The 18533-nt window shown below is 67.4% G+C and carries 15 protein-coding genes, 6 pseudogenes and 1 other annotated feature; of the genes and pseudogenes, 11 read left to right on the top strand and 10 right to left on the bottom strand.

Translation table 11 applies throughout. From position 1 onward, the window contains the following. The first annotated feature begins 103 nt into the window (after positions 1–103). A complete protein-coding gene (locus J4N02_RS03570; RefSeq protein WP_182818426.1) occupies positions 104–982 on the top strand; it encodes a GerMN domain-containing protein in 879 nt (292 codons plus the stop codon). 154 nt (positions 983–1136) lie between these two features. Here the strand turns inward: J4N02_RS03570 and J4N02_RS17035 are convergent, their stop codons facing one another. Then, positions 1137–1526 carry an NAD-glutamate dehydrogenase domain-containing protein gene (locus J4N02_RS17035; protein ID WP_188334162.1) on the bottom strand — a complete coding sequence of 130 codons (390 nt, stop codon included), beginning with the start codon at positions 1524–1526 and terminating at the stop codon, positions 1137–1139. A 70-nt stretch (positions 1527–1596) separates the two neighbouring features. Then, positions 1597–2073, bottom strand: a pseudogene (locus tag J4N02_RS17335) (hypothetical protein); the annotation flags it as partial. A 167-nt stretch (positions 2074–2240) separates the two neighbouring features. On the opposite strand from J4N02_RS17335, the gene J4N02_RS03555 reads away from it, so the two are divergent. From J4N02_RS03555 to J4N02_RS03540, 4 genes are all read left to right on the top strand, one after another. Next, on the top strand, positions 2241–2444 hold the full coding sequence (locus tag J4N02_RS03555) for a CopG family transcriptional regulator (RefSeq protein ID WP_182818424.1): 204 nt from the start codon (positions 2241–2243) through the stop codon (positions 2442–2444). Further along, positions 2441–2803 carry a type II toxin-antitoxin system death-on-curing family toxin gene (locus J4N02_RS03550; RefSeq protein WP_182818423.1) on the top strand — a complete coding sequence of 121 codons (363 nt, stop codon included), beginning with the start codon at positions 2441–2443 and terminating at the stop codon, positions 2801–2803. The genes J4N02_RS03555 and J4N02_RS03550 overlap by 4 nt, the downstream gene beginning before the upstream one ends. 133 nt (positions 2804–2936) lie before the next feature. After that, positions 2937–3170, top strand: coding sequence for a ribbon-helix-helix domain-containing protein (locus tag J4N02_RS03545; RefSeq protein ID WP_182818421.1), 234 nt, complete (start codon positions 2937–2939; stop codon positions 3168–3170). Positions 3171–3173: 3 nt separating this feature from the next. Next, entirely contained in the window at positions 3174–3488 is a 315-nt protein-coding gene (locus J4N02_RS03540) for a type II toxin-antitoxin system PemK/MazF family toxin (protein ID WP_182818420.1), read from the top strand. A gap of 130 nt (positions 3489–3618) precedes the next feature. Here the strand turns inward: J4N02_RS03540 and J4N02_RS03535 are convergent, their stop codons facing one another. After that, positions 3619–4341, bottom strand: coding sequence for a hypothetical protein (locus J4N02_RS03535; RefSeq protein ID WP_208091110.1), 723 nt, complete (start codon positions 4339–4341; stop codon positions 3619–3621). Positions 4342–5160: 819 nt separating this feature from the next. Then, positions 5161–5415 (bottom strand): hypothetical protein, encoded by a 255-nt coding sequence (locus tag J4N02_RS03530; protein WP_188334163.1) that lies wholly within the window; start codon positions 5413–5415, stop codon positions 5161–5163. A 265-nt stretch (positions 5416–5680) separates the two neighbouring features. On the opposite strand from J4N02_RS03530, the gene J4N02_RS03525 reads away from it, so the two are divergent. The 5 genes and pseudogenes from J4N02_RS03525 (at position 5681) to J4N02_RS03505 (ending at position 10015) form a co-directional block, all read left to right on the top strand. Then, positions 5681–6967, top strand: coding sequence for an ATP-binding protein (locus J4N02_RS03525; protein WP_188334164.1), 1287 nt, complete (start codon positions 5681–5683; stop codon positions 6965–6967). Positions 6968–7093: 126 nt separating this feature from the next. After that, positions 7094–7420 carry a transposase gene (locus J4N02_RS03520; RefSeq protein WP_188334165.1) on the top strand — a complete coding sequence of 109 codons (327 nt, stop codon included), beginning with the start codon at positions 7094–7096 and terminating at the stop codon, positions 7418–7420. Next, positions 7379–7506 (top strand) — a sequence feature (AL1L pseudoknot). It overlaps the preceding gene by 42 nt. A 307-nt stretch (positions 7507–7813) precedes the next feature. Then, positions 7814–8209 (top strand): annotated as a pseudogene (locus J4N02_RS03515) (IS1634 family transposase); the annotation flags it as partial. Positions 8210–8223: 14 nt separating this feature from the next. After that, positions 8224–8372, top strand: a pseudogene (locus J4N02_RS03510) (transposase); the annotation flags it as partial. 263 nt (positions 8373–8635) lie between these two features. Beyond that, a complete protein-coding gene (locus J4N02_RS03505; RefSeq protein ID WP_188334166.1) occupies positions 8636–10015 on the top strand; it encodes a Fic family protein in 1380 nt (459 codons plus the stop codon). 228 nt (positions 10016–10243) lie between these two features. On the opposite strand, the pseudogene J4N02_RS03500 reads toward J4N02_RS03505, so the two are convergent. From J4N02_RS03500 to J4N02_RS03490, 3 genes and pseudogenes are all read right to left on the bottom strand, one after another. Then, a pseudogene (locus J4N02_RS03500) lies at positions 10244–11041 on the bottom strand (ISL3 family transposase); the annotation flags it as partial. Positions 11042–11156: 115 nt separating this feature from the next. Further along, positions 11157–12620, bottom strand: coding sequence for a group II intron reverse transcriptase/maturase (gene ltrA / locus J4N02_RS03495; RefSeq protein ID WP_188334843.1), 1464 nt, complete (start codon positions 12618–12620; stop codon positions 11157–11159). A 589-nt stretch (positions 12621–13209) separates the two neighbouring features. Then, positions 13210–13728 (bottom strand): annotated as a pseudogene (locus tag J4N02_RS03490) (ISL3 family transposase); the annotation flags it as partial. 443 nt (positions 13729–14171) lie between these two features. On the opposite strand from J4N02_RS03490, the pseudogene J4N02_RS03485 reads away from it, so the two are divergent. Next, positions 14172–14585: pseudogene (locus J4N02_RS03485) on the top strand (IS21 family transposase); the annotation flags it as partial. A 403-nt stretch (positions 14586–14988) separates the two neighbouring features. Here J4N02_RS03485 and J4N02_RS03480 read toward each other — a convergent pair. From J4N02_RS03480 to J4N02_RS03470, 3 genes are all read right to left on the bottom strand, one after another. Further along, entirely contained in the window at positions 14989–16392 is a 1404-nt protein-coding gene (locus J4N02_RS03480) for an NAD(P)/FAD-dependent oxidoreductase (protein WP_188334597.1), read from the bottom strand. 119 nt (positions 16393–16511) lie between these two features. Further along, entirely contained in the window at positions 16512–16670 is a 159-nt protein-coding gene (locus J4N02_RS03475) for a DUF427 domain-containing protein (protein WP_188334596.1), read from the bottom strand. 101 nt (positions 16671–16771) lie between these two features. After that, positions 16772–18532: an ATP-binding protein gene (locus tag J4N02_RS03470; RefSeq protein ID WP_188334595.1), complete on the bottom strand. Its 1761-nt coding sequence runs from the start codon at positions 18530–18532 to the stop codon at positions 16772–16774. Position 18533: the final 1 nt, after the last annotated feature.

Genomic DNA, 18533 nt, shown 5'->3' with positions numbered 1-18533 from the left:
CCCACCGGTCGAGCCGCTCGGGCGAGGAGGGAAATCACGGGCCGGCGAACGCGCCCTGTGCCCCGGCGGTGTAGTGGAGCATCGCCCTGTGAGGAGGCACGTCATGCACCGCCGCTGGCCTGTCGTCGTGGTAATCCTGGCGCTCCTGACGGGATGCTCGCCCGCCGTCGGCCCCACGCCGGCACCGTCCACCAGCGCCTCGCCGGGGGCGTCCGTCGAACCCACGGTCTCCCCGGCACCCGCCACGCCATCCCCCACGGCCCCGACCGCCACACCGACGTCGGAGGCACCGTCGGGTCTGGTCTACTTCGTGGTCGACACCACACGAGGCTTCCGCCTGACCCGCGAGCCGCGTGCCGGGGCGTCCGACGCCCGGAGCGCGGTCGAGGCCATGATCGCCGGGCCGGACGACCCCGACTACAGCAGTTCGTGGCCGAAGGACACCCGCGTCCTGGGCGTCGACCAGCGCGACGGCGTGATCGCTGTCGACCTGTCGGGCGAGGCGCGGGACGCAAACGTGGGGGCCTCCGGGGAGGCCGCCATGGTGCAACAGCTGGTCTGGACCGTCACGGAGTCGGTCGATCCCTCGGCGTCCGTGCTGGCGACGATCGAGGGCGAGCCGGCGTCCTGGGGTCACCTGTCCTGGGACGAGCCCATCGCCCGCGAGGACCCGCTCGAGGTGCGACTGCTCGTGGGCATCGACTCCCCCGGCGAAGGGGAGACCGTGACATCACCCGTGCGGCTGTCCGGGGAGGCCAACGTGTTCGAGGCGACGCTGCCCTGGGTGGTGATGCGCATGGACGGCGCGAAGGTCCAGGAGGGTTTCGTCAACACCAGCGAGGGCCAGGTATTCGCTCCGTGGGAGCTCACGCTCACGCTCCCACCGGGCTCGTACGTGCTGGAGGTGCACGATTCCGACCCCTCGGGCGGGGAGTCGAACCGCCCGCCGGATCGGGACTCCCGTAACTTCACCGTCGGGTGAGTGCACGGAGGTCCCATATCCCTCCTCGTCTTGAACGACGCGACCGTCGAGGCGCCGGCTGCACCAACCTCCTGACTTGGCTGCGGGACCGCGGCCTGCTCGCCGGCACGCCCCCGCGGGACGCCGCCGCCGGGAGCCTCTGCCGCTGCACCGGCTACGCGGGCATCGCCCGCGCCTGCGACCGGCTCGCCGCCTCGTTCGACGCCTCACCCCTCGGGCTCGGGGACGCCACCCGCGCGGGCCTCGTCCCGGACGCCGTCGCGCGGGCCCGAAGGTGGCGCACCTGCCCGGACAGGCGTTGGTGGAGGCGCCGGCGCGCGTGCCCGCCCTCCTTGCGCAGCAGTCCCAACCCGCTGCCGGGGACCTGCTCCAGCAGGCCGCCGGCCGGGGCGTCGGTGAACGTGTAGCGGCGGTAGCCGAGGAAGATGAAGTGGTCGTCGAGCAGCCACTCGAGAAGGGCCGCGGTCTCCCGTCGCTCCTGGCCCGACACCAGCTCCGGCCCCTGGGACAGCGCGCTCGCGATCTCGGCGACCCGGTCGGTCATCGCCTGCCAGTCGGCCCACCGCGGCCGCCACGTCGGCGAGCACGCCCTGCAGCAGGGCGACGAGCCGATCGGCAGCTTGCTGGTCGGCGAGGCGTCCGACCTCGAGGTGTACCCAGGACTCCGCGACGCCCTCGGCGTCCAGCCCCGTCATGGCCCCGTCCGGCTCCCGGGCCACCCGGAGCCGGGGGTGCACCAGGAGTCGGATCTCCTGGTCCTGGCGCCCGATGGCCTCGGTGAGGGAGTCGACGATGAACGGACGGTCGTCGCTGACCACCTGCACCACGGTGTTGCCCGTCACCCAGCCGTGCGTCTCCACGGTGGGCGTGAACGACCGCACCAGTGTCTCCCCGGGCCGCCGCTGCTGCGCCAGCGCCCGGTGGCTCAGCACGATCCCGCGGAGGTCCTCGGGTTGGCGCTGCACGAGGTCCTCGGTGAGGACATGGCGGTAGTACAGGTCGAAGAACTCGGCCGTGACCCGAGAATCCGGCCCGAGGTCCGCGGCGGCCTCGGCGAGGACGGAACGACGGTGTTCCTCCAGCACGCTCATGATGTGCCTCTTCGCTCGGCGGGAGCCCAGGGCGGGCTGGCCCACCCGGAGCACGGTGGACAAAGCCAACCACGCCGTGGATTCCGACGGAAGGGGCAGGGACGCCGCGAGTCGAGCCGGCGTCCCGGCGGCAGGAGCGGTTGATACCAAGGTGGTAGCATGTGGCCATGGCCATGACGTTGCGACTGGGGCCCGAAGACGAGAAAGCCCTTGCCCTCCTCGCCGAGGCTGAGGGCGTGAGCAAGCAGGAGGCGACGGTGCGCGCAATTCGCGAGGCCGCCGCCCGCCACGTCCGCGAGGACAAGGCCCGTCGCCTGTCCGCGGCAGCCCGCGATCGCTACGCAGACCTGCTCGACCGCCTCGGCCAGTGATCGAGTACCTCACACTGGAGGACGTTCTGGCGCTCGTCGCCGATCTCGGCGTGGGGCCAATCCGGGACATCGGGCTGCTCGACTCAGCTGTTCACCGACCGCACGTGACGGTGTTCGGCCGTGACGCCTACCCCGATCTGGACGCCAAGGCCGCGGTTCTGCTCGAGTCGGTGGTGCGGAACCACGCGCTGGTGGATGGGGACAAGCGACTCGGATGGCTTGCTGTGGTCGTGTTCTACGGCCTCAACGATGTCATCTTGGAGGCACCCGATGACGACGCCTACGACCTGGTGATCGCGCTCGCGTCAGGAACGACGGACCACCCCGACGCCGCCGCCCAGCTTGCGAGCTGGCACTGACTGACTCGGGGCGGTCAAGCATTCCGGTTTGACACGCGCGGGGTGCAGTTGAGGATGCCTTGAGCGGCCGCGTGGTGTGTGCGCGGCATGAGCGAGCATACCGAAGTGGGATTCAGGTTGGCATGCTCGTTGCATGACCGTGCAGATCGCGATCCGTCTACCCGACGACATGGTGGCCTTCCTCGACAAGTCCGTAGCCGCCGGCAACGCCCCCAGCCGAGCTGCATTGGTGGCCCATGCCGTCGAGCGCGAGATGCGCCGCCAAGTCGCCGAGCAGGACGCCGCCATCCTTCGCGAGCAGGGCCCCTCGGACGACCTGGACGACCTGGTCGCGTGGTCGGTCGCCCAGGCGACGCTCGAGGACTGACCGGTGCGCGAGATCTGCTTGGTGCGCTTGGACAAGACACGGCCCGCGGTCGTCCTGACCCGCGAAGCCGCACGAGCGGCCATGACGAAGGTGACGATCGCGCCGATCACCGCCACCATCAAGGGCCTCTCCAGCGAGGTTCCCCTCGGACGGACCAACGGCCTCGATCACGACGGCGTAATCTCACTGGACAACGTCGTCACCGTTCCCAGCACGCTTCTCGGCCGCACCATCTGGTTTCTGACCTCCGCACAAGAGACCGAGCTCGCCCGGGCAATCGTCCTGGCCTACGACCTCGACATTCCGCTGCTCGATTGACGAACCCCACAAGGCACACCGCGGCACTCAACGCCTCCCGTCCCTGCGACAGCATGGAGCAGCCCAGACAACCCGGGGGCGCCTGCCCGGCCGCAGCTCGCGCGTCGGCAGAAGCGCGCGTTGGCTGGACCTATGTGGGAAGGCGACCGGCCACGTTGGCGAGGATCTCGCGGTAGCGCTCGGTCCCGAGCGCGCTCGGCTGGCCCCGCTTGCAGAACTGGAGCCCGGACAACTCTCGGTTGACCCGTTCCGGGACGATCTGACCGTCCACCAAATCCGCCTCCAACACCGCGAGTGCCTCCGCGAACCGGGGATCGGACGCCACCCGGTCGTAGTGGGACAACACGTGCAGCCAGTAGAACAGGTTGTAGCCGGCGAACGGATACTCCACCTGGAGGAACAACGTGCCGATGCCGTAGTGGCACGGACCCAAGGGCACGCGGGTGACCCAGTGGCGGAGCAGGAACTCGACCGCCCGGTCGAGTTCCGGACTGCTGTTGGCCCGGTCCGTGAACCGGAAGGCATCCAGGGCAATGAGGGTGGGACCCGGGTTGGCGAACTCGCTTTCCGGACCCCGGCCGTAGCTGAACTTGTTGCACCTCCACCCGCCACCGTCGAACTGGGTCGCCAGCAGGTGCTGGAAGGTCACCGCGAGCCGGGGATCGCCCCCGCAGCCCAGATGGGCGAGCGTGCAGGCGGCGTGGGCGGTCTGGCAGGGGTAGATGGCCCCGGTCGGAGCGAGCCTGAATCGACCGTCCTCGCGCCAAGCACTCCAGATCAGCTCGCGTGCCTCGACCAGGATCGGCTCAGCTGGGTCGACACCGAGTTCCACGAGCAGCCGTGCAGCACCCAAGGTCGAGAACGGCCCTCCCTTGTGTCAGTCTCCGGTCCGGCGTGGTCCACAGATCATCGCCCTGATCGTGCCGACGAGCCACGATGGCCTCCACGTCAGCCGCCCACTTCCGCGACAGCACCATGAGCCCAGCATCGTCTCCCCTCCACCACCGCACGGGACCCATCCTCACGGCTGGCCGAGCCCCGTCACCCTCGACGGATGGCGGCAGAGTCGGGTACCGAAGCCGAAAGGCTGCCCTCGCGCACCCTGCGGCAAAGTAGTGCTTTCTGCCCGGCTGGGCGACGACAGTCGCGAACGAAAACCGCCCAACCAGACCCAGCAGAGCCTGACCCGACCTGATGCGCACACCTCCCGGCCGCCAAGACAACCCCCAACAGGCAACCACACTTGGCCAAGCAACTCAGCGCCATCCCGCCGTGGGGAATACGTGGGGAACAGGCCCCCACGTGGGGAACCAACCCCCCACCCATAGCACCGCTCAGGACCCGGGCCATCCGAGCATTCGCCCTTGCCAGCCGCACGTCACACTACCGGGACAGTGAAAAGGCGAGAGGTTCTTGCCTCCCGCCTTTTCACTGTATAACCCGTAGTCAGGGGAACTTTTTGTGCGCGAGAGAGGAGTTGAAGCTTTCTTCTATCAACCGATAATGGCCCCCTGACAAGGTCTGATGACCGTCGATCGACATTGCGACACCTTGCTGTGGGGAATACGTGGGGAATAGCTCTGCACCTGAGACCCGCGCGGATCTCGCGTCCAGGGCTGCCCCTCAGCATATTCGGCTCGCACCCACGGACCACCGCCGAGAGCCTCACGGTTCACTGCAGCACTGCCAGCACGTCGAGGGAAAGGGCCGCGAGCGTGGGAGCCCCCGCAGCCTCGCCGCCTGCGACCGACGACACCCAGGTCGCGCTCCGGCCACCAAGTGACGTGGCGTGCGGGCCCAGGTGCTCGGTCTCATCGGCAACGTCCGCTGCGTTCCGCGCTCCCCCGCGCCCGGTCCGTCCGAACTGGCCGAAGGAGTCAACCAGCCGCAGCAGCCGGAAGGCGCGCAGGGCATCAATCTCCTTCACGTGGTCGGGCAGGGTGACCGCGACCGAAGAGTCTGCAGTGGCACTTCTCGAACTGCATCGCGGCCTCCCATCACAGGCCCAGACAAGCCAGTCACCCCGCATTACGGGTGCCGACTGCAGCCGGTGGACAGCTCCGGACACCACCGGGTCCTCCGCCCTGCCCTCTTGCCACGCTCAAGATGGCACACCAAGAGCGTTCATGTTTGCTAGGTTTGGCTGTTCGCGTTTGCGTAGTACACAGCGTCACGTCTGCTAGGTTGAGCTCATGGTCCTCGACTCGCTGGTCCCACGAAGGGTGGGTCTACTTCTGACGGGGCTGGTCGCGGAGGAGCCGGTGATCGCTCTGCACGGCCCGCGATCGGTTGGGAAGTCGACAGTGCTGCGCAGGTTCGCTGCCGATGTGGGGGGAACGGTTCTCGACCTGGACGACGTCGAGGTGCGCGAGGCGGTCGTGGGGAATCTGGCCTCGGTCGTCGGTGGTGCGGCGCCGGTGTGTTTCGACGAGTACCAGAGGGTGCCCGACATCTTGGACGCGCTCAAAGCGAGGCTGAACCGCGAGGGCAGCCTGCCCGGAACCGCCGTGATCACGGGATCGACCCGGCAGGACGCCCTGCCCGTCACGGCGCAGGCCCTCACGGGACGGTTGCACTCCCTGACCATCTGGCCGCTGTCCCAAGGTGAGATCGCTCGGGTGAGCGAGAACCTCCTGGAGGTGTTGCCTGTCGACCCCGCGGGTGTGGTCGGCCGGATCCCGTCCTCAACGACCACGCGCCAGGATTACGTGGAGCGTGTCTGCGCCGGAGGGCTACCCCTGGCCCTACGACGTTCCGGCGCGGCCCGAGCACGATGGTTCGATGACTTCGTGCGGGCATCGGTCGAGCGGGATGCTCTGGAACTGGGACGCATCCGGGAACGACAGGCAATGACCGACCTGCTGGGTCTGATTGCGGCACAGACGGGGCAACTGCTGAACGTCTCTGCTGCTGCGGAGAGGCTCGGCGTCAGTCGCGCCACCGTGGAGGGTCACCTTCGGCTACTCGAGGACCTCTTCCTCGTGGTTCGGCTGCCGGCGTGGGGCAAGACCCTGCGCTCACGGGTCAGTGTGAAACCCAAGGTCCATGTTGTCGACTCCGGGCTGGCTGCCCGGCTGCTGCGGCTCACGCCCGACAAGCTCACCCGACTCGACCCGGCATCACTCACCGACTTCGGGCACCTGCTGGAGACCTTCGTCGTCGGGGAGATCCGCAAGCAGGCTTCCTGGCTCGACGAGCCCGTGACTCTGGGCCACTGGAGGACCAGTGACGGCGCAGAAGTCGACGTGGTCATCGAGTACGACGACGGCACCGTCGTTGCGATCGAGGTCAAAGCCAGCGAACGGGCCCCAGGCGGCGACTTCCGCGGTCTCGGTCAACTCCGCGCCGCCCTCGGACCACGGTTCGCCGCCGGGATCATCCTCACCACCGGAACCCGCTCCTACACCTACGCCGACCGTCTCCACGTCATGCCCATCGACCGGCTGTGGACCCCGGTCACACTCGGAGCCCCGCGCTGACCCCGCCACAAAGGAGCTTCCACACGCCGCGCCGGGTGCGTTCCAGCGGGTGACCTACAAATGCGCTCCGGCGGAACGAGGCTCAGGTGGAGGGTCTGATTCAACGGAAGGATGCAGGGTCAGACCATGCCAGCACCGAGGAAGTACCCCCAAGAGTTGCGGGACCGCGCCATTCGTCTGGTGCAACAGGCGCGCCAGGAGGAGCCGGAGTTGTCGGTCACCGCGGCGGTGACGCGGATCGGCGCCAGGATCGGCGTGAATCCCGACACCCTGCGCGGGTGGGTGAAGCAGGCCGACATCGACGCGGGTAAGCGTCCCGGCACGACCACCGAGGATGGGAAGCGGATCAAGGAACTTGAGCGGGAGGTCCGCGAGTTGAAGCGGGCGAACGAGATCTTGTTGGCGGCGTCGAGTTTCTTCGCGCGGGAGCTCGACCCGCGTTTGCCGTGGTAGTCGGGTTCATCGACGACTACCGGGTCCGGTTCGGGGTCGAGCCGATCTGCCGTGTGCTCAGCGGGCACGGTGTGCAGGTCGCCCCGTCGGGCTACTACGCCTTCAAGGCCCGCACACCATCGAAGCGGGCCTTGTCGGACGCCTATGTGTGGGAACGGATCGAGGCACTGCAGGCCGACAAGACCAAGGGTCGCGGGGGTCGCGGCTACCGCAAGATGTGGCACTTGCTCAAGCGGGACGGCGTCGAGGCACCGCGGTGTCAGGTGCCCCGCCTGACGCGGGCCCGCGGCATGCAGGGCGTTGTCAGGGGCAGGAAGTTCGTCACCACCACGTCGGACTCCTCCGCGCCGCGGCCGCCCGACCTGGTGCAACGCGACTTCACCGCGACCCGAACTGGAGGCCAAGGCCCGCACCCTGGCAGGCTGGAACGGCTACATCACCAACCTGGCCACCCCGACCCCGGAGTACGTGATCGGGGCCTACCACCAGCTGTGGCAGGTCGAGAAGTCCTTCCGGATGTCCAAGTCGGACCTGAAGGCCCGGCCGGTCTACCACCACCTGAAGGACTCGATCGAAGCCCACCTCACCATCGTGTTCGCCGCCCTCGCCGTCGCCCGATGGCTCGAGAGCACCACCGGCGCCAGCATCAAGGCCCTCGTCAAGACGCTGCGTCGCCACCGCACAATCGACATCCAAGCCGGCGACACCATCGTCACCGCCGAGAACCCCCTACCCGACGACGCCCAAGCCTGGCTGGACGCGATCCACCAAGCGCGCAGGCGACACTAAATGAGCCAAGTCGGGGCACCTCGAATGGGCCTACCGAAGGCTGAATGGCCGGCTGGAACACCTCCGCGGCAGCGCCCTTGGCTTCCGGAACCTCACCCACTACATCGCACGATCGCTGCTCGAGACCGGCGGATTCAGGCCGCGGCTACACCCTCGATTGTGAAGAGCCTCTTATGGAGCTTGAAGCCACTTCGTCACCTTGTGGTGGGGAACGCGTGGGGATTTCGTGGACTGCACCGCCGAGGCGCGTGGAACCGACTTGAGCGTAGCTCAGGCGTACTGGCCGAGCGCCCTCCCTTCCTCACCGGGCCGACTTCCGGGCTGGCGACGATCCAGTTCGTCGATCTGTTAGCCACAACTCCCAGCATGCAACCTTAGACCTCTATCATTACGAGAACCCGGGACGCGCGAAACGAAAGCAGGCACATGGCGACATGGGAACAAGACGAGTGGGCGTCCTCGATCGAATCAGGTCTCCCCCGGCGAGATCGACGCTCGGGCACGTATCGTCGCTACGTTCCGGACACGCTGCTGGGGAGCCCGCTGCTGCTGCCGCCCGATGTCGACCAGTTGGTGGGCCGAGCCGAGCAGGCGGTCCGGGGCCTGTCCGGAGATGCCCGCGACCTGGCCGGCATTGCCCGCTTCCTGCTGCGTTCCGAAGCCATCGCCTCATCACGGATCGAGGGCATCGCACCGTCGGTCCAGCAGGTGGCCCTGGCCGAACTCGGCGCCCAGGAGGCCGTCCCCGACGTGTCCGCCCAAGCCCAGCTGGTCGCCAACAACATGACGGTCCTGCACGAAGCCCGGACCGTCCTTGTTGCAGCACCACAGGTGACGGTCGAGCACCTGCTTGAACTGCACTCCGCGTTGTTGCCCGACGAGCCGCAGCACCGCGGCGTCCGCACCGTGCAGAACTGGATCGGCGGCTCCGACCACCACCCCCTGGACGCCGACTTCGTCCCCCCCGCCCCGGAACACGTTCCGGCGCTGCTCGATGACCTCGTCGGCTACCTCAACGGAGGTGGGCACTCGCCCATTGTCCAGGCCGGCTTCGCGCACGCCCAGTTCGAAACGATCCATCCGTTCACTGACGGCAACGGACGCGTCGGCCGCGCCCTCATCCACACCGTGCTCACCCGACGCGGGCTCACCACCGAGGCGGTACTGCCGGTCAGCCTGATCCTGTCGACTCTCCGCAACGAGTACGTTGAAGGGCTCACTGCCTACCGGCACCCTGACCCGGTCGGCTCGGACGGGCTCCACACCGCCCAAGCCGCCTGGCTCCGCGTGTTCGCCTCCGCCGTCCTCACCGCCACCGAGCAAGCCGGACGCCTCGCCGCAGACCTGGCCGACCTTCGTACCGACTGGGAAGACAGGCTCAACCGCGCTAGATCCGACCAGGGCAAGGTCCGCGGCGTCCGTAGCGACTCGGCCACCGCACACATCGTGCGCGACCTGCCCGCCACGCCCGTCATCACCAGCGCCACCGTGCAACGCATCCACGGCGTGTCCCACGTCGCCGCCGACCGTGCCCTCGCCGAGTTGGTCGCAGCGGAAATCCTCCACCCCCACGAGCGGCGCGGGGTCCGCTACTACCAGACCCGTGACGTGCTCGACCTTGTCACCGTCACCGAGCGACGCCTGGCCAGCACCAAGTTCGACACCCTGGCCGCGCGCCCATCCGAGCCGTCCCCGCCCGCCCAGACAGCTGAGCCTGCGGGAGACGCCTGCCTTGGCGCGATGGGCATCTGGGCGGTCAACGAACCGCGCTTGGATGAAGGGTTTCCGACCACGAAGCCGCCGTGACATGCGGTGGCATACGCGAGACGTCGGAACACAGGGGACTCGGGGTCGCCGCCGATCGAAGCAGACCACCCAGCATCACCCGTTGCCACCAGCGATCCAGCCCTAGGAACAGAGAATCGGCGAGAGGTTTCACCTCTCGCCGATTCCCTGTATTTGCACTACTCAAAAACACTTTTGTGCGCGAGAGAGGAGTTGAAGCTCTCTTCTTTCAACCGATAATGGGGCTCTTCACGATCCACGGTGTAGGCGGGGTCTGAATCCGCCTGTCTCCAGCAGGCTGCGGGCGATGTAGTTGGTGAGGTTCCGGAAGCCGAGCGCGGAGCCGCGGAGATGTTCGAGCCGGCCATTGATCGCCTCGGTGGGCCCATTCGACGTGCCGGGCCGGTCGAAGTAGGCCAGCACGTCCGCGGCTCGCTTCTTCAGGGTGCGACCGAGGGTGATCACCTCGACCAACGCGCCGGGGACACCGCTGGTGACCTTCGCGATGAGTTGTTCCATCAGGCTTCGTCGCGTGGCTGGATCGGGGGCGCGGTAGGCGGCGATCATGTCTTGGTAGATGCACCAGGTCGCTTCGACCTCGACGTGGTCGTCGTCGCCGAACAGGGCGTCCAGGCGGGCCTGCTGTTTGGGGGTGAGCAGATCGGCGCCCGTGTGGAGGGTCCTGCGGGCGCCGTAGAGGGGGTCGCCGGCCCGACCCCGGTGGCCGTGGACTTGCTGCTGGATCCGGCGCCGGCAACGGTCCAGGGCATCCCCGGCGAGCCGGACGACGTGGAACGGGTCCATCACGGGGGTGGCGTCGGGGAGTTCTTCGGTGGTGGCGGTCTTGAACCCGGTGAAGCCGTCCATCGCGACGACCTCCACTTGGTCACGCCACTCCTTCGGGCGGGCGGCCAGCCACGTCTTGAAGGCGTGTTTCGAGCGGCCCTCGACCATGTCGAGCAAGCGTGCCGGGCCGGTATCGTCCCTGATCGGAGTGAGGTCGATGATCACGGTCACGTACTTGTCGCCCTTACGGGTGTGCCGCCAGTTGGGTCGGGCTGTGGCGCCCTGCCACGGTTACCCGTGGTGGGTTTCCACAGCCCGCCCGCCGAACCCGGCGTGCGACTTTCACCGCACCGGGCTCTCCACGTGAGGGGGTTGGTCAGCTTGCGACGGTCGATGGGGTCCACGGGGTCGGGATCTGGTAGCCGCGGTAGCGGTACCGGACGATGGGGACGCTGGCTGCGCCCTTGAACCTGACCCCGTCGTGGGCGAGCCGCCAACTGCCCGGCAGACAGTACCTGCGCCGGAGCTCTGGCCATCCGATACGACGGTGCTTCTTCCGTAGCCACGACGTGATCCGTTCCCACGTGTAGGAATCGACCGCGTTGAAGGCTCGTTTGGCCACCGCGTGCCGGAAGTAGTTCGCCCACCCACGCAACACTCGACCCAGGTAGGCCATCAGGTAGCCCGGGTCGCGGTGCAGGGTTGCTCTGTACGTCATGGCCTTCACCCGTGCCTTGATCGAGGCGATCGCCTTCGTCGACGGCTTGGTGTACACAAACGACTTGTGGCTCCCGCGTTTCCGCATCCGTCGGATGTGGAAGCCGAGGAAGTCGAACCCGTCGTCGATGTGGACCACTCGGGTCTTGTCCGGCGACAGTCGCAGCCCCATCGGGACCAACACGACTGCCACCTCCTCGCGCAACTGATCGGCATCAGATCGTTCGCCTTTGACCACGATCACGAAGTCGTCGGCGTACCGGATGAGCCGGTAGGTCGCCTCGCCGTGATAGCGGCGCCGGTTCCGCTGGTTCGCCGTTCCCATCTCCTGGGTCCAGCGACGTGCGAACTCGTCGTCCAACACGGACAAAGCGATGTTGGCCAGCAACGGGGACAAGATTCCGCCCTGCGGGGTGCCGGTCACCGTTCCCTCGGTGGTACCCACCGTGGTGAGCACCCCCGCCTTCAGGAACGCCTTCACCAACGCCAGCACACGCTTGTCCGAAACCCTCGCTCGCAGGCGGTCCATCAACGCGGTGTGGTCGATCATGTCGAAACACGCCTCAATGTCGGCCTCCAACACCCACTCATACCGTTTGCTGGTGAAGTGGTGGATCTCGGCGATCGCGTCAGCAGCGCGCCGGTTCGGGCGGAACCCGTACGAGCACGGTTGGAAGTCCGCCTCGAAAATAGGTTCCAGTACCAGCTTCAAGGCGGCCTGCACCACCCGGTCGGTGACGGTGGGGATGCCCAACTTGCGCAGCTTGCCGCTGGCCTTCGGGATCATCACCTGCCGCACCGGCACCGGCTGGAAGGTCCGGGACTTCAACTCGTCCCGTACCTGCCGCAGGAACGCCTCGACCCCCATCCCGGAGGTAACGTGGGCCACCGTGGCCCGGTCCACCCCCGGTGTCCGTGCCCCCTTGTTCCCAGCGACGCGTTCCCACGCCATCGTCAGAAACGCCGGGTCACAGACCAGGTTGTACAGATCATCAAACCGGCGGCCGCGATCCGCGGCCGCCCAACCATGCAGTTTGGTCTGCATCCTCCGTACCGCCAGAAAGGCGCGAGCATCGCTCGGCCACCCAGTGGCACCGGTATTCACCGGTGCGTCTTCGGACATCACAGTTCCTTCCTGCTTCCTCTCGCTGCCGCCCTTTCCCATGCGGTCGGCTTTCCCGACCTCGGAGTACTACGACGGCTCCGCCCCCACCCACACCCTTCGGCCGGCAACGCGCCTATCCCCACCAAGGTGGTGGGGAACGGAGTGCGGAGGGTTCCCACGTTCACTGCTGTTCGGTTGACGGGCGAGGCGCCCGGCTTTGCCCCTGCGGCATCGTCGTGGCTACGCCGTAGACCTTCACCACAACCTGCCGGACCCGACACATTCACCGTTCCGACAGTTCCCCACCCCGACGGCCGTCTGGCTGACGACCCCCACGGCGGTTACGCACCGCACTCCAGCCCGCATCCACCGGGTTCGAGCTGGTCGACGATCAAGAGGCTTTACGACACCGGTTCCTCTCGTACACCTTCCCGTCTTGCTCACCAGACCCGGCCCATCCGGTAGTGCTGGACCGTCCTGACTTTGTCGCGGCTGCTCCCACCCAACCCCGGCGTTCCCCGAAGTCAGGCTGCCGCCAGCTTCACCCCACTGCTACGACAGCGGGGCGATGCAGGTCTCTCACCTCCATCCGAAACAACAGCGCCTCGTGGCGCACCACGTGCTCATCCACGCCGATCACCGTCACCTTGTCGAAGCGTGTCGGGTCGGCGATCAGGACGCGTTGGCCCTCGGCCAGGACCGCGTTGTTGGCGGTGTCCCATGACACCGCGAGCCCCTCGGCGATCCGGGCGACCGTCAGGTGCTGCACCACGATCCCGGTCAGCGCCCACCGCAGCGCCCGACGCGACAACTTCGCCCGGGGCTCGGCCGCCTTGCTCATGTCCTGGCGCCACACGTGGCCACACCCCGAGCAGCGGTAACGGCGCAGCGTGACCACCAGCGTGGTTGGTCGCCAGCCGAACGGTTCGTGCGCCAACCGGCGGGTCACCGTGTCGCGGGGCGTGCCCTCACAGCCACACCGGTGGCACCAGTCGTCGGGCTCGATGACCCGGCACGCCAGCACCGCCCGGTCGGGCTCGACACGCTGGCCGACGACCTCCAAGCCGAGCCCGTCCAAGCCGGCGAACGTGGTCAGGTCAGGACGAACAAAGGTAGCTTGGGACACGTCGAGGTCTTCCAGGTGGATCGGTGTAGGAACCTCCATCCTCGGAGGACCTCGACCTACCCCCCGCCCCGACGCGCCGCCGAACCCCCACCCCAACTACACCCTCAATCGTGAAGAGCCGATAATGGCCTCCTGACAAGGTCTTATGCGGATTGATTGCCACTTCGTCACCTTGCCGTGGGGAATACGTGGGGAATAGCACTGCACCCGAGGTCCGCGCGGATCTCGCGTCCAAGGCTGCCCTTCAGCATAGGCGGCCGGCACCCGCTGATCACTGAGTATTCGGGCTTCTGAGCGCTAGCGGTATGGCGGTTGAGCGCCATCCGTCGCCGTGCGGGTTCCTGGGGTTGAGCGCCACCGGATCGTGTCGTGAGCGCCGGGTGTGGGGGTTCGTAGGCTCCTCCTGCCGTGTGGCCTATCACGCGGCAGAAGGAGTGATTGGGATGGTACGCAAGATCAAAGCGAAGCTGGTGCTTCGGCTGCGCGAGGAGGGGTTCTCGGGCAGGCAGATCGCCGCGCAGGGCATGTCCCGCCATAGCGTGACCGCGGTCATCGAGGCCGCCGACCGGGAGGGTGTCGGCTGGGACGATGTCGCCGACCTGGACGAGGCGCAGGTGTATCAGCGGTTGTTCCCGGGCCGAGGGGAGCATGAGAGCGTCCATGCGCAGCCGGACTGGCCGTCGGTTCATCGCGAGCTCGCCCGGGTTGGGGTGACGTTGAAGCTCCTCCATGGCGAGTACGTCGACAAGTGCCGCGTCGAGGGGTCGACGGCGATGGGCTATGACCGGTTCTGCAAGAACTATCAGCAGCACGTCCTGATCAGCGGGGGGGCGTCGCGGATCGGTCACAAGGCCGGGTCGGGGTGTCGAAGGTGACCGTGTTGCAGTGGCGCACCCGCTACTCCGAGCTGGGCATGACGGGTCTGGATGATCTGGCGCGTAGCGGCCGGCCCCGCCGGATCGACCACCTCAAGATCGTGGCCGCAACGTTGAAGCCGCCGCCGAAGAAGTACGGGGTGACGCACTGGTCGAGCCGTCTGATGGGTCAGCATCTGGGGATCGTGAACAAGACGGTAGCCACCGCTGGCGCGAGTACCGGGTGCAGCCTGGCGGCAGGAGACGTTCAAGTTCTCCACCGACCCCGAGCTGGTGGCCAAGGTCACCGACGTCGTCGGGGTGATCGACGGTGCGCGAACCCGACCAAGTCCGAGAGGGCCTCATCCACCATGACAGGTTCCGCGCCGGCGAATGGATGCAGGGTTCACTCGAAGGGTTCGGACTTCGTTTTGTCAGCGAGCAGACTACGGGCCGCCATTCCGATCACCGCACTGTAGGTGGGGTAGGCGAACTTCACCCCGGCGAGAGTCGCCACGTCGATTCCTGCCGCCATCGCCGTTGTCACCGACTGGATGACCTCCACCGCGTTCTCGCCCACGGCGTGCGCGCCGAGGATGAGTTCGCGCCTCCTATCGGAAATGAGCTTCAGGAACCCGCGCTCACGGTCGTCGATCACCGCCCGATCGAGTGCCGTATAGGGGAAGACCCACACGACGCACTCGGCGTCGCGCTCGCGCGCCTGCTCTTCGGTGAAGCCGACGCCGGCATAGTCGGGATCGGTGAATCCGCCAGCCGGCAACAGGTGACGCGGGGTGCGGCGGTTGGTGTCGAGCACGGCGTTCTCCGCGGCGACCTCACCCTCAAACTGCGCGGCCTGCACGAGCATGTCGCGCCCGTTCGCATCACCGACCGCGAAGATGTGCGGCACCACGCTGCGGAAGTACCCGTCGACCGGTATTGCTGACTTCACCACCTCTATCCCCGCCGCATCGAGCCCCAGGTCATCGACATCCGCCGGCCATCCCGTCGCCATGATCACGGCGTCGAAGCCGCTCGACTCCGGCCGTCCGTCCTCGCTCCAGAGCAGGGTGATGGAGCCATCCGCGGCGCGCACGAGTCCGGCAATCGTGTCGATTCCGGTGCGCACAGTCATGCCCTGCTCGACGAACGCGCGTGAAACATGCTCGGCGATGAGGGCATCGGATGCCATCAGGATGCGCGGCGCGACGTCAAGGGGGGTGACCTGCGAGCCGAACGAGCTGAAAATCGTGGCGAGTTGAGCACCGGTATTTCCGGCGCCGATGATGGCTACCCGGCCGGGGAGCTCCTGCAGCGTGAGCACCTCGTCGGGCACGGTCGCGAGCTCTGCCCCAGGCACCGGGAGCCGGCGCGAGTGACCGCCCACACCGACGATGAAGGCGTCGGCGGTGAGGCGTCGGCCCGACGCGACCACCACGGTGTGAGCATCCGTGAACCTCGCCCTGCCCTCGAGCACGAGCTCGATTCCGGCGTCGTTGAACCGCTCCGCCTCACGCTTGACGGAGCGCACCCGGTCCACCCGCTCCTGAACGCGCGCGACGGTGGTCGACCAGTCAAGCGGATGCTGCTCGACTTCAATCCCGTACGCCTTGGCGGTGCGGATCTCCCGCATCATCCGCGCCGCCTTCGCGAGAACGCGGGTCGGAACGCAGCCCGTATTCACGCAGGTTCCGCCGGTGCGGTCGCCCTCGATGACGGCCACTTTCGCACCCAGCTCGGCCGCCCGGAGCGCGGCCGCTGCGCCAGCCGGGCCCGCCCCAATCACGACGATGTCGAAATGGTCGGTCATCGCGCCTCCCAGTGCTCGGGCTGCCGCTTAGGTGCCTGGGGCGTGCTTTGCCCAAGGTTAATCGGCGCAACCAAGTGATCGGTCGCCGGCAATCACGCCATTGGCGCAGAACTGAGGCATCACTGGGTGGCCTCGCCCTTCCACGGGCACCGCGTCCGGGTTCCGGTCGGTGCCAGTAACGTGCACCGAACGGAGTCCGCCGGGAAGTAGTGATTGCCTTCGACGACCACCGTGGCGTCACTCTCGGCAATGATCGTGCCGTTCCAGATGGCGCGCATGTCCCCGCATCTCGAGCCCCGGCGCGTCGGGGTAGCGTCGCGCCAGCCTTCGGAGCGCGCGTCGTGTCAGAGCCGCATTCTCGCCTGTCAATCCAGTGAACTCACGACGGCTCTCCGATGTAGCGGTAGTAGAAGCCTGTGCCGCGCCGGGAGGCACGGGACGGGGCCAGGACGCCGTCTTCTTCCAATCGTTTGAGGACCGTGCCGACGTTGCTCGCGTAGGCACCGACGAGGCTCGCCAACTCGGTGGAACTGATCCGTCCGCGGGCCTTGGCATAGGAGGCCGCGACTCGTTCGCGGCTCGGCCACATGCGGGTCCGGTTCACCTGCCCGTCGAGGCGACGCAGCAGATCGGCACCAGCGTGACTGAGCCGCCACACCGGGTCCGTGCCGTCAGGGCTTCCGATGATCGTCTCAACGATCGGCGCACCCACGATCGAGGCCCTGGACAGCTTGGCGAGCGCACCTGATGCCGCCGAGACGGTGTCCTGGATCGTCGTCGCCGCCCGCAGTGGGTCGATCCAGCCGGTCTCCACCAACTGCCGCAGGATCAGCAGGGAGTTCAGGTCGTCGGCCTCGTTGGCCGGGTCGATGGAGTGAAGCCACTGGATCCAGCCGACGTCCAGATCGTCGCCGATGAGTTCGGCCCGGACGTAAGGGCCCGGGACCTCCTCGATCACTGGCGCGGGATGCCCGACGCTGACCATGTCGGCGACCATGCGATCAACGCCGATCCCCTCGCGTTCGGCGACCCGCAGTGCCGCGAGCAGTTCGGCGAGGGCCCGGTTCCGGGAGCGCGACGGGTGGGTAATGATGTTGTCCGTTGTGACGCCTCCGATGAACCCGCCGGGGCTGGTCACTCGCAGGAGCCGGCCCACGTGCTCCACCAGAGTCGGCTCCGAGACGCCCCACTCGCGGTGCGCGACACCGTTGACGATCGCTTCACGCGCGGCGCGCCGAGGGATCTCACGCTGCTGCCCGATCACCAGGCCGTGCTGAACGTGGATCGTGGGCGTGTTGGCATCGACGGCCTGGAAGACCTCTACCAACTCCTCGATCAGAGACCGATCCGGCCTGCGGAGTCGGCTCAGCGAATCACCTCCCGTCTGAGCACGTCGCACATAGTCGAGACAGGGATCCCCGCGCCCCACGAAGGCAATCACACCCGCATTGGTCAGCCGACCTCCCGGGGACACCACATTGAGCCGCCTCAGCAAGCTCCTGTCGGTGTCGGCAGCCAACTCCTCCGAATGATCCTCCCCCGAGGCGCGCAGCAACTCGCGCGCCAACTCCAGAGCAGCCGGACGGGCCGCCTCGACAGGGACGCTGGATTCCTCGCTCGACCAGTCGAAGTTGAGATCGGCCATACGACGCGCATGCCAGGTGTGAGCGTCAATCTCGACGCAATTGGTCCCCACCCGCCAACGGATCTTCCCATTGACACGGATGGGCTCCAGAGCTTGAGGGGCACGCAGCACCAGAAGCCGCCGACCCGAGACCTCCTGGATCGCGACGTCCACCGTCAAGGCCTTGCCCGACAACTCCCACATGCGGTGCCGCAACCACTCGGCCTCCAGATCGGTCCCGACTAACTGGCCGTCGTCAGACACCCCGACGATCAGCGCGCCACCACCGGGCGTATTCGCCATGCAGGCTGCCGCCGCCGCAAGCTCCTGCGCGGCCTCCTGATTGCGGGGACTACTGGGCCCGATGCCGCCCTGGCGATCACGGCGTCCATGCTCCTCCTTGAGGTCCACATACTGCCGCTCCACGCCGTGATCGATGCCCTTCCCGTCGGCCAGGGCCGCAAGGATGACCTGCACTTCAGTCTGGATCGGATCAGCGCCGAAAAGTATGGGCATC

Origin of the sequence: Propioniciclava sp. MC1595 (assembly GCF_017569205.1) — a bacterium.
In the GTDB taxonomy this organism is placed as follows: domain Bacteria; phylum Actinomycetota; class Actinomycetes; order Propionibacteriales; family Propionibacteriaceae; genus Propioniciclava.
The sequence above is the reverse complement of the archived record's forward strand: the minus strand, read 5'-3'. Positions and strand labels throughout refer to the sequence as shown.